Source organism: Acidovorax sp. ACV01 (assembly GCF_014851495.1).
Lineage (GTDB): Bacteria > Pseudomonadota > Gammaproteobacteria > Burkholderiales > Burkholderiaceae_C > Acidovorax > Acidovorax radicis.
On sequence record NZ_JACUZT010000003.1, the window covers coordinates 747,253 to 760,847 of the forward strand.

Here is a 13,595-nt window from a genome sequence, read left to right on the forward strand (position 1 = left end):
CCTGACCACATTTGCTATTTATTTGATAGCTATTGGCGCTTTATGAATAAGCGCTAGTGGGCAAAAAGGCTTCGAATTTGCTTACAAACCCCGCTCCACCATATCGAGCAGCCGCTGCCCCAGGCCATCCAGCATCTGCTGCGGCGTGCCGCGCAGTGGTCCGTCGATGGAAAGCAGTGCCATGCCGTGCACGGTGGACCAGGCCAGGTATTCGGCGCCGGGGCGGCGCGCGGGCGGCAGGGCGCCTGCGGTCACCAGGTCATCGAGCGCTGCGCTCAGGTGCTGGAACGGGTTGAGCCCGGTGGCGCCACCCATGGCGGGGTCGGGGTCGTGCTGCACGGTGAAGCGGCCACCGAAGGCGGTGCGGAACAGCCCGGTCTCGGCGTGCGCAAAACGCAGGTAGCCCGCGCCCACGGCGCGCACCTTGGCGTGGGCCTGCGCGGTGGGTGTGCCGGTGGTGGGCACCTGGGCCAGTTCGGCTTCCATGGCCTCGGCCACGGCCGCCAGGGCCGCCGTGCGGACGGCGGCCAGCAGGTCGTCCCGGTTGGCGAAATGGCGGTAGGCCGCATTCGGCGCCACGCCCGCGCGGCGTGTGGCCTCGCGCAGCACCACGGCATCGGGACCGCCCTGGCGCGCCAGATCGATGCCGGCCTCCAGCAGGGCGCGGCGCAGGTCGCCATGGCGGTAGGTGCTGCGGAAGGTCGGCGTGTTGCGGTTGGTTACGGTCATGGACGATGGAAACGTGGACACCGTCCATTCTCTTTGTTATGGTTTGTGGACGGTGTTCACAATTGTGCATCGAAATCACGTTGCTGAAACTTTGGCAGGCATTTGGCCCCGGCGGGGCGCCTGCTTTTACCCCCAAGGAGACGCCCCATGAAAGTCGAGCCCTATCTGATGTTTGAAGGCCGCTGCGAAGAGGCCCTGGATTTCTACCGACGCGCCCTGGGTGCCGAGGTCACCATGCTCATGCGCTACAAGGACAACCCCGAGCCCGCTGCCGGCCAAGGTTGCGCAGAAGGCGGCGGCCCCGGCCCTACGCCCGAGATGGTGATGCACGCTGCGTTCAACGTGGGCGAGACACAGGTGATGGCGTCGGACGGCATGGGATCGGGCAGCACGAACTTCCAGGGCATCTCGCTGGCGCTGAGCCCCGCGAACGAAGCCGAGGCCAAGCGCCTGTTCGATGCATTGGCCGAGGGCGGCCAGGTGCAAATGCCCCTGGGCAAGACATTTTTTTCACCCGCCTTCGGCATGGTGGCGGACCGCTTCGGCGTGGCGTGGATGGTGGTGGCACCACAATGAGCGCGACCCGATACCAAGGCAGCTGCCATTGCGGCAAGGTGGCGTTTGAGGTGGAAGGCACCATCGACAGCGGCCTGGCCTGCAACTGCAGCATGTGCGGCCGACGCGGGTCGCTGCTGTGGTTTGTGCCGCGCGACGCGCTGCGGCTGACCACCCCCGAGGCGGACGCCGCCACCTACACCTTTCACAAGCACGTGATCCAGCACCGCTTTTGCCCGGCCTGCGGCATTCATCCCTTTGGCGAAGGCGTGGACCCGAAAGGCAACCGCGTGGCGGCGGTCAACCTGCGTTGCCTGGACGGCGTGGACCTGGATGCGGTGCCGGTGCACCACTACGACGGCAAAGCGGTGTAGCCCCTCGGGTCGGCGCGTGCTCTTGCCAACCTCTTCAACACCAAGGAGACCGACATGATGAATCCCGAACCCCATGCCATGCACCGCTGGCTGCAGCAACTGCTGGGCGACTGGACCAGCACCTCCAACTGCGACGCGGACCCCGGCCAGCCGTCCGAGCAGTCGCACGGCACTGAACACGGGCGCGCGCTGGGCGACCTGTGGGTGATCCTCGAAGGCACCGGCACCATGCCCGGTGGCGGCGAGGCCCGCATGCAGATGACGCTGGGCTACGACCCCGAGAAGAAAGAGTTTCTGGGCACCTGGGTGGGCTCGATGATGGCCCACATGTGGGTCTACCGTGGCACGCTGGATGCCGACCAGAAGGTGCTGACGCTGGAGACTGAAGGCCCGAGCTTCAAGGACGACGGCAAAACTGCCCGCTACCGCGATGTGATCACCATCGTCAGCGCCAACGAGCGCACGCTCACCTCGTTTGGCCAGCAGCCCGACGGGAGCTGGAACCAGTTCATGCAAGCAAAGTATGTAAGGACCCCCTGAGCCGCTGCGCGGCTTCCCCCTGAAGGGGGACGCACCCGGTGGACTGGCGGAGCCAGATCCACGGGTGCACTGGCCTTGCGCCGCGCCAGTTGCCGCCGCCGCGCGTGACAAACTGTGGGGCGCGTCTTCTGCGCTTTCCACATTCCCATTGACCTCCATGACCCTCTCCATCGAAGGCCGCGCACGCTGGCCCGCGCTCATCTTGCTGTGCCTGGGCGAGCTGATGATCGTGCTCGACACCACCATCGTGAACGTGGCGCTGCCCAGCATCAAGGCTGATCTGGGCTTTACCGAGACATCGCTGGTGTGGGTGGTCAATGCTTACATGCTGACCTTTGGCGGCTGCCTGCTGCTGGGCGGGAGGCTGGGCGATCTGTATGGGCACCGGCGGCTGTTCCTGGCAGGAATCACGCTGTTCACCGTCGCGTCGCTGGCCTGCGGACTCGCAAATACGCAGGGGCTGCTGGTGGCGGCGCGTGCGGTGCAGGGCGTGGGCGGGGCCGTGGTGTCGGCCGTGGCGCTGTCGCTCATCATGAATCTGTTCACCGAGCCCGGCGAGCGCGCGCGGGCCATGGGGGTGTATGGTTTTGTCTGCGCGGGGGGCGGCAGCATTGGTGTGCTGCTGGGCGGTGTGCTTACCAGTGCATTGAGCTGGCACTGGATCTTTCTGGTCAACATCCCCGTGGGCGTGGCGATCTACGCGGCCTGCCTGGCACTGCTGCCGGGCGGCAAAGGGCAGGCCCACGGGCAGCGGCTGGATGTGGCGGGCGCGGTCACCATCACCGCGTCGCTGATGCTGGCGGTGTACGCCATCGTCAACGGCAACGAGGCGGGCTGGACTTCGCTGCAGTCGCTGGGCCTGCTGGGTGCATCGGCCGCGCTGCTGCTGGTGTTTCTGTACGTTGAATCCCACGTGGCCGCGCCGCTGGTGCCGCTGGCCTTGCTGCGGCTGCGCAATCTGGCCATCTCCAACGTGGTGGGCGTGCTGTGGGCGGCAGGCATGTTTGCGTGGTTCTTCCTGTCGGCGCTGTACATGCAGCTGGTGCTGGGCTACGACGCGATGCAGGTGGGCCTGGCGTTCCTTCCGTCCAACCTCATCATGGCGGCCTGCTCGCTGGGGCTGTCGGCCTGGGTGGTGATGCGCTACGGCATTCGCAGCACGCTGGGCTGGGGCCTGGTGCTGGCCACTGTGGGGCTGGCGCTGTTTGCGCTGGCGCCGGTGGACGGCCAGTTTGTGCTGCATGTGCTGCCCGGCATGGTGCTGCTGGGCGTGGGGGCGGGCATTGCGCTCAACCCGCTGCTGCTGGCCGCCATGGGCGACGTGAAGCCCGAGGATTCGGGCCTGGCATCCGGCGTGGTCAACACTGCCTTCATGATGGGTGGCGCGCTGGGCCTGGCCGTACTGGCCAGTCTGGCCGATGCACGCACGGGCGCGCTGCGCGAGGCGGGCGCATCGGTGCAGATGGCCTTGAACGGTGGCTACCAGCTGGCCTTCTGGGTGGCGGCCGGGGGCTCGCTCGTGGCGGCGTTGCTGGGCGGCCTGGTGCTGCGGCCTGCGCAGCCGTCTGGTGCAGGGGCACCGGTGGCGGTTCATTAAAAGGTGCAAAGCTATTAAAATAATAGCTAACAACGCAATACTGATAAGCGCCAGGGCCTGATTTGATTCAAAATTTGAGCGGAATGCGTCTGCCAGGATCGTCCCACTGTCCTGCCCGGTGCACCGCACTGTTCCACCGGGCGCACTTCTGCTCAGGCACCATTGGCTCCATATTCCACTGGCATACCGCCCGATCGTGGTGGTGCACAACACGAGGAGCCTTCGTATGTCGTCGTCCACACCTGCTGCAACCACCGCCCTGGTGCCCATCGTGCGCGCCCAGTTGCTGGGTCCGCAGTGGCCCACGCTCGACCCGTTTCTTTTCTGCGCCCACCACGACGATGCCTACCCCGCGGGCAACGCCGCGTTCGGCCCTGCCGTGCCCATTGAAGATCGCCAGATCGGCAGCGACTTCAGCGGCAAGGACGGCTGGAGCATGTACCACGGCGACACCGTGCCCGGCTTTCCGGGTCACCCGCACCGCGGCTTCGAGACCGTGACGTTGGTGCGCAAGGGCCTGATCGACCACTCCGACTCGCTGGGCGCGGCCGCACGTTTTGGCGGCGGTGATGTGCAGTGGGTCACGGCCGGCAAGGGCATCGTGCATTCCGAGATGTTCCCGCTGCTCAATGCCACCGAACCCAACCCGCTGGAGCTGTTCCAGATCTGGCTGAACCTGCCCGCCAGGAACAAGATGGTGGACCCGCACTTCACCATGCTGTGGGACGAGCGGATTCCGCGCCTGGTGCACCACGACGCCGCAGGCCGCGCGACCACCGTCACCGTGGTGGCCGGTGCGCTGCCCGGCGCGCCCGAGCCCCTGGCCCCGCCGCCCGAATCCTGGGCTTCGCAGCCTGAGGGCGATGTGGCGATCTGGACGCTGCACCTGGAGCCCGGTGCTGAATGGACACTGCCTGCGGCCAAGGGTGCGGACGGCGACAAGGGAACGCAGCGCATGCTGTACTTCTTCGTCGGCGACAGCCTGCGCGTGGGCCCGCAGGACGTGGACCGCCACGCGGCGCTGCAGGTGCGTGCCACCGAGGACTGGCTGCTGACCAACACCGGCACCACCGCCGTCGAGTGCCTGGTGCTGCAAGGCCGGCCGATTGGCGAGCCCGTGGCGCAGTACGGTCCGTTTGTGATGAACACGCAGGCCGAGATCATGCAGGCCATGAACGACTACCGCCGCACCCAGTTCGGCGGCTGGCCGTGGCCGGACCAGGACCCGGTGCATGGCACCGAGGCACGGCGCTTTGCGCGCTATCCGGGCCAGACCGACGAAGAGCGCCCTGCCGAGGTGGTGACGGGCGCATAGGCCCAGGCGCAAAGCCCGCTCACGAGGCGCCCGGCAGACGCCCCACGCCTCGTGGACAATTCAGGGTTTCGATTGGCGCAGCGGCTGGCGGCAGTAGCCCGCCAGCCCGCGCCGTTCTTTCACCGTCTGAAAGCGCAAGCACCACCATGGCCACCATCACCAAAGACTCCGCCGTCACCATCACTTACAAGGTCACCACGCCCGAAGGCAAGCCGCTTGACGCCGGCAGCCTGTCGTATCTGCACGGTGGCTATGAAAACATCTTCCCCAAGGTCGAAGCCGCGCTGGAAGGCCAGACCGTCGGCTTCACCACCGCGCTGGACCTCGCCGTTGAAGACGCCTTCGGCGCCCGCGACGAAAGTCTGGTGCGCACGATCCCCAAGGCAGAGTTCCCCCCAGGCGTGAAGGTCGGCGGCCAGCTGCAGGGCGTGGGCAGCGACGGTCAACCCGCCGTGTTCAATGTGGTGAAGATCAAGGGCCCTGAAGTGCACCTGGACGGCAACCACCCACTGGCAGGCCAGGCGCTGAAGTTCAGCTGCAAGGTCACCGAAGTGCGCGCTGCGAGTGCCGAAGAAGTGGCGCACCGCCACGTGCATGGGGCGCACGGGCATCAACACTGAAGTAGGGGGGCGGGCCGCAGCACAGCGGAAAACGCCTGCAGGTGGGGGCTGACCCGGTCTGCCTTACCGGTGTCATGGTGCGCCACACCCTCTGGCCTTCATGCGGCCCTTGGGCGTGATTGCACACAGAACAATCGGCCATTAAAAAAGCCCGCACTGCGGGCTTTTTTGCGGAAGAAGGCTTCGTGAATTACTTGGCCGCTTCAGGCTTGGCGGCGTCCGCCTTTTTCTCTGCTGTGGCCTTGGTCTTCTTGGCCTTCGCCTTTTTCTCCGCCTTCTTGTCTGCGGGTGCAGAGGCCGCGGCGGCAGGGGCTGCTACGGCGGGCTTGATCTCGGCTTTTGCGGCAGGTGTTGCGGGCGTGGCCGGGGCTGCGGGTGTCGCGGGCATTGCCGATGTTGCAGGAGTTGCGGGGGCAGCAGCCTTCGCGGGTGTTGCTGGCGTTGCGGGGGCAGCGGGTGCCTGGGCAAACGATGCGGACACAAAGAAACCGGCGAGCAGGGCAGCGATGAGCTTGTTCATGAGAAATCCTTTCAGATCGGATGACCGCCCGACAAAGCGTCGGACTTGTGTATGCAACGGCGCGGGGACGGGCGGCGATGACAGATCACGAAGTGATTGGCAACAAGGCGTTACCGCGTCCCAGGCCACGACCGTTCAGAACCGGTTCCTTGGCGAGGCGTTCGCGGGCCCACTCCACAAAGGACCGTACCTTCGCGGGGGCCCGCCGCCCTGCGGGGTACACGATGTGCACAGGCACCGGCGGCAGCTCGTGCTCGGCCAGCACGATGCGCAGCCGGCCTGTTCGCAAGCTGGCGGCGGCCTGGTAGGCCAGGCAACGGGTCAGGCCCAGGCCAGCCTCTGCGGCGGCAATGTCCACCTCGTTGCTGTTGCTGATCCATGCGAACTGAGGGTGGCCCGTTGCGCCGTCGCGGAACTTCCAGGGCGCTGGAGCCCGTGCGTCAAATGAAAATCCGATGGCCCGATGGGTACTTAGATCAGCGGGGTGGCGCGGTCTGCCGTGCTGCGCCAGATAAGCGGGTGACGCCACCACCAGGCGGCGCAAGGCACCCACCTGTACGGCGGTCAGCCCTGAATCGGGCAGGTGGGCGATGCGGATGGCCACGTCCATGCCCTCGTCCAGCAAATGCACGAGGCGGTTGACGAACAGCGTGCGCACCTGCACGCGCGGCTGTGCCTGCAGAAAACCTTGCACGATAGGCGCCACATGCTGAATGCCGAACATCTGTGGCGCGGTGATGGACAGCAGGCCCTGCGCTTCGGCCTGTGCGCCACTGGCCGCCTGCTCGGCCTCGTGCAGGTCGTTCAAGAGGGGGCGGCAGTCCTGCAAAAAGCGCTCGCCCGCTTCGGTGAGCCGCACCATGCGCGTGCTGCGCTGAAACAGCAGCACACCGAGCCGGGCCTCCAACGCTGCAATGGCGCGCGTGACGGCGGCGGCCGAGCAGCCCAGTTGCCGCCCCGCGACTGCAAAGCCGCCAACATCGGCCACGGCCACAAAACAACGCAGGGTGTCGAGGTGGTCCATTGTTTCAGTTCACGCAATTTTGAAAGCTGCACTATGGCTATTAACACCGTGCCGTGCAATAGATAAGGTCGGGGCTTCTTTGTTTACCCTTTTCACAAGGACCTCTCCATGGCGCCCACCACACCCCTTCGTCTCTATCGCATGTCCGTGTCGGGCCACTGCCACCGGGTGGAGCTGATGCTGTCGCTGCTGGGCCTGCCGCACGAACTGGTCAACGTGGACCTGCGGCGCGGAGAGCATCGCAGCGCGCAGCACCTGGCGCTCAACCCGCTGGGCCAGGTGCCGGTGCTGGTGGACGCAGGCACGGCCCTCAGCGACAGCAACGGCATCCTGGTCTACCTGGCGCAGCGCTACGCACCGGGCAGCGCCTGGATACCGCAGGATGCTTTGGGTCAGGCGCAACTGCAGCGCTGGTTCAGCCTGGCAGCAGGCATGCTGGTGCCGGGGGTTGCCACACCCCGCTACGCAGCGCTGTCAGGCCGACTGCCGGGTGCTGACCGCGAAGCTGCGCTCGCCACCGGTAAGCGCCTGCTGGACTACATGGAGGGTGAGTTGCAGGGCCGTGTGTGGCTGTTGGGCGGCGAGCAGCCCAGCCTCGCGGACATCGCCATGGTCAGCTACACCTCGCAGGCGCACATCGCGGGGCTCCCGCTGGCGGCCTACCCGCGCATTGCGGGCTGGGTGGCGCGCTTGCAGGCGCTGCCCGGCTATGTGCCGCTGGCCGACACCCTGGCCCCGTCCGCGCGGGAGGCAGCGTGACCACCACGTCCGACGCCTTCCACGCGGGCGAGCAGGCGCTGCAGCAGCGCGTGGGCCTGCGCGATCGCATGGCCGCCATCGGCCCCTTGGTTCTGCGCGACCACATGCCCGACCAGCACCGGGAGCTTTTCGAGAAACTGCCCACCTTGCTGGTAGGTGCGCTGGATGAACAAGGTCAGCCCTGGGCGACCATGCTGGCAGGCCCACCCGGTTTTGTGCAGACGCCGGATGCGCGGCAGATGGACATCGCCACCGCCCCCAACGCCGCCGACCCCGTGTTGAACCGGTTGGCGCCAGGTGCCCCGGTGGGCGTGCTGGGGCTGGAGCCCCACACCCGCCGCCGCAACCGCATGAACGGCGAGGTGGCCGCCTTCAGTGAGGCAGGTTTGTCGATTGCCGTGGTGCAGAGCTTTGGCAATTGCCCCAAATACATCCAGGCCCGTGAACCGGGCCTGCGTGCCACGGTCACCCCGCCGGGGCCTGTGCAGGTGCTGGGCCCGGCGCTCGATGCCGAGGCTCTGGCCCGCGTGCAGCAGGCTGACACGTTGTTCATCGCCAGCGCCTCGGCCGCGCAGCCGGGCAGTGCGCGCAACGAAGGTGTGGACGTGTCGCACCGGGGCGGCGAGCCCGGCTTTGTGCGCGCCGAGCGCACCGCGCACGGCGTGGTGCTGCGCCTGCCCGACTACCCGGGCAACCAGTTCTTCAACACGCTGGGCAACTTGGCGCAACACCCGCTGGCGGGCCTGCTGGTGGTGGACTATGACGGTGGTGGCTTGCTGCACATCGCCGCGCGTGCGGAGCTGCTGTGGGACGATGCGGCGCGTGCGCCCTGGCCTGGTGCACAGCGGGTGCTGCAGCTCACGGTGCAAAACGCTCTGTGGCGACCTGGGGTGTTGCCGTGGCGGTGGACGCCACCGGTGGCGGCTGCGCAGTTCAACGCGCTGCGCCGTCCCGGGGCCGCTGTGCCACCGGGTTGATGCGCCGACGCGGCACGGTGGCCTCGGCCTCCACCATCTTCGCGCTGCGCTCGTGCGCCGTCTGTGCCAGTTCGGTGATGAGCGCCGCCTCGGGCAGGTTGTGCCAGTAGCGCGTGGGCATTTCCTTTTTCATCATGCCCAGCTTGAGCCGCGCGGGGTTGAAGATGTGGCGGTAGTAGGTGAGCCACAGCGCCTCACCCGCATCGGGCGGTGGTGCGTCGCTGCGCTGCGCGCCGGGGCCGGTGTGCAGCTGCTGGCCGTCCCAGCGCACGCTCGCGTTGGGTGTGAGGATGGCCCAGCGCATCTGCGTGAAGCGGCGGATGAAGAAGCCCGCGTTGGCCACAGTGATGTAGTGGTCGGGCTCGAACCAGGCCATGTGCAGGGCCTGGCCGTCGGGCTCCACCACGGGCCGAAAGCGCACAAAGGCGTGCATCTTGTGTTTGTCGCGCGCCACGGCGCGGACCATGTGGTGGGCCAACATTCGGTCCGCGTCCAGCGGGTCGTGCCGCGCGGCTTCGGCCTCCGTGCCGCCTTGCGCCATGCGCCACAGCAGGCGGTACATCAGCGGGAAGCGGGCCGGGTCGCGGTGCAGGATGAGCTGTTCGCACAGGTGCACAAAGTCGGGCGGTACGCGCAGCGCGGGCGCATCGGGGCTTGGTGGTGGCAGGACGTTGTGGCTGTGAGGCTCGGGCGCAAACAGGTCGCTTGCCGCATCGGCTTGGCAGCGCCAGTCCACGGCCTGTGGGGGTACGTTGGCTTGCACCAGGGCGCGTGCCGCTTGGCGAAAGCCGGGCCAGTCGGTGGCGTGGTCCAGCGTGATGGTGTGGCGCAGCATGCGAGTCTCTCCAGCTCAGAACAGGCTGCGCTGCATCGGCGGCGGCGCCAGTTGCGCCGCCAGATCCGCTGCGTCCAGCGCACGCCCGGGGCGGTAGTCGGCCGCCTCCACAAAGGGCAGCACTTTTTTCAGTGGCACATGCAGCCGCGCCAGGTCCGCATGCCGCAGGCTGCGCGCGCGGCGGGCGGCCAGCAGGCGGTCCACCGTCTGCACACCAAAACCCGGCACGCGCAGCAGCAGTTCGCGCGGGGCGGTGTTGAGGTTGACCGGAAAGCGCTCGCGGTGCGCCAGTGCCCAGGCCAGCTTGGGGTCCATGTCCAGCGCCAGCATGCCCACCTGACCGCCTGGGGCGCCTTGGCTAGGCGGCACGATCTCGTCGTGGGTGAAGCCATAAAAGCGCATCAGCCAGTCGGCCTGGTACAGCCGGTGCTCGCGCACCGTGGGTGGTGCGGCCAGCGGCAGTGCGCGGGCCGCATCGGGAATGGGGCTGAAGGCCGAGTAGTACACCCGCCGTAGCCGGTGCACGCCGTACAGCCGCGCGCTGGTGGCGAGGATGGTGCGGTCGTTGGTCGTATCCGCCCCCACGATCATCTGCGTGCTCTGCCCGCCGGGCGCAAAGTGCGGCACGCTAGCCCGGCGCGTGGTGCGCGATTGCGGCATCGACACGATGGCCTGTGCGGCCTGCTCCTTGCGCGCGGCGCGCGATTCGCCAATGTGCACCGCCATGCGGGCCATGGATCGGTCAATCGCGGCGCTGTCTTTTTCTGGCGCCAGGGCCGTGAGGCCTTCGGCCGTGGGCAGCTCGATGTTGATGGACAGGCGATCCGCATAGCGGCCTGCGCGCTCCATCAGCTCCGGCGCTGCATCGGGGATGGTCTTCAGATGGATGTAGCCGCGAAAGTCGTGCTCCTCGCGCAGCACGCGGGCCACCTCCACCACCTGCTCCATGGTGTAGTCGGGGCTCTGGATGATGCCGCTGGACAGGAACAGCCCCTCGATGCAATTGCGACGATAAAAGTCCAGCGTGAGCCGCACCACCTCATCGACCGTGAAGCGCGCCCGGGGCACGTTGCTGGTCACCCGGTTCACGCAGTACAGGCAGTCGTACTGGCAGAAGTTGGTGAGCAGAATCTTGAGCAGCGAGATGCAGCGGCCATCTGGCGCGTAGCTGTGGCAGATGCCCATGCCCTCGGTGGACCCCATGCCGCGCCCGCCCACGGAGTTGCGCGGCGCAGCACCGCTGGATGCGCACGAGGCGTCGTACTTGGCGGCGTCGGCCAGGATGGCGAGTTTGGACTGTAAATTCACTGGATGAATTTACAGTATTTCTCCGCCTTCAGCCAGTCCAAGGGATTTTGTGTGCTATCAAAAATGTAGCTTCTGGTGTAGATGGATAAGGCGCTAAGGGCCAAAAAAGCTTAAAACCTGTTGGCCGCGCTGCTTCCTGTGTCTGCACCGCCGTGGCCAGCACGCCGCCGAGCGGTGTAAGGTGGCCCGTCGGCACCGTCGATGGACCGACAGGAGAACCCCATGCCAACGCCCATTGCCTCAAGCCGGGCCATACCGGGCCCCGGCTTGCCGGGGCAGCCCGCCACCGCCTGTGCGATGTGGGGCTTTGAAGAATGTCTGCCTTACCCCGTGCGCCGCCTGGAGGTCGCGCATGCGGGCATCAAGCTGATCATCGGCTGGCATGCGGCGTATGGAGTCAGGTTGCCCGCTGGCACCCTGCAGCCCTACCAATCCCTGGTGGTGGGGCTCGGTGGCGGGCCGGTGGTGACCGAGCATCGGGGCGCGCAGTCTTGCGTGGAGGTCACGTTGGCGCCCTGGTTGGGCTTTCAGCTGTTCCACGGCAGCCCGGACGTGCTCTCGTGTTCAGTGGTTGCGCTGACCGATGTGTGGGGCAGTGAGGCCGCGCAGCTGTCCGAGCAGCTGCACCATGCGCCGGATTGGCCCGCGCGCTTTGCCTTGGTACAGCAGTGCCTGCAGGGGATGCTGGCCCGGTCGCGCCACACGGTGCAGGCACCGGTGCGGCAGGCCTGGGAGATGCTGAGCGCGCAACGCGGCAACCTGCCCGTGTCGGCCCTGTGCCGCGCCGTGGGCTGGAGCGAGCGGCACCTGGCACTGCAGTCCTGCCACCAGCTGGGGGACACGCCCAAGCGCCTGGCGCGGCGATTGCGGTTTGGGGCTGCCCACCAGGCCCTGGAGGGGGGTACTGGCCCCGCTGGGCAAACCGACCTGGCGGACCTGGCCGCCCGCTGCGGATTTGCCGACCAGAGCCACCTGAGCCGGGAGTTCCGGCACTTTGCGGGTTGCTCGCCAGCGGCCTACCAGCGCGCGGGTTTTGCCGATGTGCCGGGCAAGCCCGCCAGTTTGGTGGAGTCTGTGGAGACGGCTGAGTCAAGGGGCTGACGATCTGCGAGCCACCCGGCACCAGGTCATTTTTCTTCAAGACGTGCGGGCACAAGGCGCCCAGACTGGCGCACTTGCCATGTTTTCCTCAAGGGAGCTTTTGATGCACGCCAACGTCTCATTCCTTGAAATCGGGGCCGAAAACGCCCAGGTTTCGCAGCAGTTCTTCAGCCAGTTCTTTCGATGGACTTTTGAGCCCACGGAGAAGGAGGGCGAGGGCTGGTTTGTGAATGGGTGCATGAAAGTCGGCCTGCATGGCGCAGACCCTGCGCAGTCCATCACCCCGTTCTTTGAAGTGGCCGATGCGGTGGAGGCGGCCCAGCGTGTGCGGGCGCTGGGCGGGACCGTGCAACCGCCGGGCCCGGAGGAGCCCGGTTTTGGCGTGTTTCTGATGTGCACCGACCCCGGCGGGGTTCGCTTTGGGTTGCACCAGCCGGCACGGCGCTGACGGGCAACGGACGCAGCGCTCTGCGCTACACCGCCTCCAGCGCCATCACCGCCGTGGCGGTGTTGGAGATCGGGATGTGGTAGTTGCTGTGCACCCGGCGCACTCTCGCACTCGCAGTGGCCAAGGCGCCCCGCATGGCCACCCACATCAGCAATTCCACGCCCTGGGTGCCGGCCTTTTCCACCAGCTCGTGCACGCTGAACTGCGTGGCCCATTCGGGGTTGGTGGTTAGGCTTTCGATGAACTGCAGGTCAAACGCCTTGTTGATAAAGCCCGCGCGCTCGCCGTCGAGTTGGTGACTCAGCCCGCCCGAGGCGATCACCGCCACCTTCCTGTCGCTGTCCCAGCTCTGGATCGCCTGACCCACGGCCTTGCCTAACGCGTAGCAGCGCTTGGCCGAGGGCAGCGGGAACTGCACGGTGTTGATGCACACCGGCACCACCGTCACCGGGCAATCGCCCTCGGGCCAGAAGAGCTTGAGCGGCAGGGCGCAGGCGTGGTCCACCAGCATCTCCTGGCAGGTGGTCACGTCAAACTCTTGCTCGACCAGCGTGTTGATGAGGTGCCACGACAGGTCCACCTCGCCCGGGAAGGGCGGCAACGTGGGGATGCCCCAGCCTTCGTCGGCGTTGTTGTATTGCGCCGCTGCGCCCACGGCAAAGGTGGGAATCTTGTCGAGGAAGAAGTTCAGGCCGTGGTCGTTGTAGAACATCACCACCACGTCGGGCTGCTTCTCGCCCAGCCACTGGCGGATGGGCGGAAAGCCGTCGAAGAAGGGCTTCCAGTACGGATCGTTTTGCAGGCCCTTGTGGATGGCGTTGCCAATGGCCGGGATGTGCGAGGTGCCGAGGCCGCCGATGAGTTGTGCCATGTTATTTTCCTGATGAAGGTTG

Annotated in this window: 16 protein-coding genes; 10 read left to right on the forward strand and 6 right to left on the reverse strand. The window is 66.8% G+C overall.

From position 1 onward, the window contains the following. Positions 1–81: 81 nt before the first annotated feature. Positions 82–729, reverse strand: coding sequence for a TetR/AcrR family transcriptional regulator (locus IB243_RS12105; protein ID WP_192427238.1), 648 nt, complete (start codon positions 727–729; stop codon positions 82–84). A 147-nt stretch (positions 730–876) separates the two neighbouring features. Between IB243_RS12105 and IB243_RS12110 the strand changes: the two genes are divergently transcribed. From IB243_RS12110 to IB243_RS12135, 6 genes are all read left to right on the forward strand, one after another. Continuing rightward, on the forward strand, positions 877–1,305 hold the full coding sequence (locus IB243_RS12110) for a VOC family protein (RefSeq protein WP_010464407.1): 429 nt from the start codon (positions 877–879) through the stop codon (positions 1,303–1,305). After that, positions 1,302–1,658, forward strand: coding sequence for a GFA family protein (locus IB243_RS12115; RefSeq protein ID WP_192427240.1), 357 nt, complete (start codon positions 1,302–1,304; stop codon positions 1,656–1,658). Before IB243_RS12110 ends, IB243_RS12115 begins: the two co-directional genes overlap by 4 nt. Positions 1,659–1,712: 54 nt before the next feature. Further along, a complete protein-coding gene (locus tag IB243_RS12120; RefSeq protein WP_010464403.1) occupies positions 1,713–2,198 on the forward strand; it encodes a DUF1579 domain-containing protein in 486 nt (161 codons plus the stop codon). A 157-nt stretch (positions 2,199–2,355) separates the two neighbouring features. Further along, positions 2,356–3,795, forward strand: a complete 1,440-nt coding sequence (locus tag IB243_RS12125; protein ID WP_010464401.1) for an MFS transporter — start codon at positions 2,356–2,358, stop codon at positions 3,793–3,795. A gap of 226 nt (positions 3,796–4,021) precedes the next feature. After that, complete coding sequence (locus IB243_RS12130; RefSeq protein WP_192427242.1) at positions 4,022–5,110, forward strand: pirin family protein; 1,089 nt, start codon at positions 4,022–4,024, stop codon at positions 5,108–5,110. Positions 5,111–5,256: 146 nt separating this feature from the next. Beyond that, a complete protein-coding gene (locus tag IB243_RS12135) occupies positions 5,257–5,730 on the forward strand; it encodes a peptidylprolyl isomerase (RefSeq protein ID WP_192427244.1) in 474 nt (157 codons plus the stop codon). A 190-nt stretch (positions 5,731–5,920) separates the two neighbouring features. Here IB243_RS12135 and IB243_RS12140 read toward each other — a convergent pair whose 3' ends face one another. Both IB243_RS12140 and IB243_RS12145 read right to left on the reverse strand, forming a co-directional pair. Continuing rightward, entirely contained in the window at positions 5,921–6,250 is a 330-nt protein-coding gene (locus IB243_RS12140) for a hypothetical protein (protein ID WP_192427246.1), read from the reverse strand. 85 nt (positions 6,251–6,335) lie between these two features. Beyond that, a complete protein-coding gene (locus IB243_RS12145; protein WP_010464393.1) occupies positions 6,336–7,274 on the reverse strand; it encodes a LysR family transcriptional regulator in 939 nt (312 codons plus the stop codon). A 108-nt stretch (positions 7,275–7,382) separates the two neighbouring features. Between IB243_RS12145 and IB243_RS12150 the strand changes: the two genes are divergently transcribed. Further along, complete coding sequence (locus IB243_RS12150; protein ID WP_192427248.1) at positions 7,383–8,033, forward strand: glutathione S-transferase family protein; 651 nt, start codon at positions 7,383–7,385, stop codon at positions 8,031–8,033. Further along, positions 8,030–9,010 (forward strand): pyridoxamine 5'-phosphate oxidase family protein, encoded by a 981-nt coding sequence (locus IB243_RS12155; RefSeq protein ID WP_192427250.1) that lies wholly within the window; start codon positions 8,030–8,032, stop codon positions 9,008–9,010. The genes IB243_RS12150 and IB243_RS12155 overlap by 4 nt, the downstream gene beginning before the upstream one ends. Here the strand turns inward: IB243_RS12155 and IB243_RS12160 are convergent. Both IB243_RS12160 and IB243_RS12165 read right to left on the reverse strand, forming a co-directional pair. Further along, entirely contained in the window at positions 8,967–9,845 is an 879-nt protein-coding gene (locus IB243_RS12160) for a TIGR03915 family putative DNA repair protein (protein ID WP_192427251.1), read from the reverse strand. The two genes, IB243_RS12155 and IB243_RS12160, sit on opposite strands and share 44 nt — an antisense overlap. A 15-nt stretch (positions 9,846–9,860) precedes the next feature. Then, a complete protein-coding gene (locus tag IB243_RS12165) occupies positions 9,861–11,153 on the reverse strand; it encodes a putative DNA modification/repair radical SAM protein (RefSeq protein WP_192427252.1) in 1,293 nt (430 codons plus the stop codon). A gap of 222 nt (positions 11,154–11,375) precedes the next feature. Between IB243_RS12165 and IB243_RS12170 the strand changes: the two genes are divergently transcribed. Together IB243_RS12170 and IB243_RS12175 are read left to right on the forward strand one after the other, a co-directional pair. After that, entirely contained in the window at positions 11,376–12,254 is an 879-nt protein-coding gene (locus tag IB243_RS12170) for an AraC family transcriptional regulator (protein WP_192427253.1), read from the forward strand. Positions 12,255–12,357: 103 nt separating this feature from the next. Next, positions 12,358–12,702 carry a VOC family protein gene (locus tag IB243_RS12175; protein WP_192427254.1) on the forward strand — a complete coding sequence of 115 codons (345 nt, stop codon included), beginning with the start codon at positions 12,358–12,360 and terminating at the stop codon, positions 12,700–12,702. A 25-nt stretch (positions 12,703–12,727) separates the two neighbouring features. Here IB243_RS12175 and IB243_RS12180 read toward each other — a convergent pair whose 3' ends face one another. Then, positions 12,728–13,573, reverse strand: a complete 846-nt coding sequence (locus tag IB243_RS12180; RefSeq protein WP_192427255.1) for a class III extradiol dioxygenase family protein — start codon at positions 13,571–13,573, stop codon at positions 12,728–12,730. Positions 13,574–13,595 lie beyond the last annotated feature (22 nt).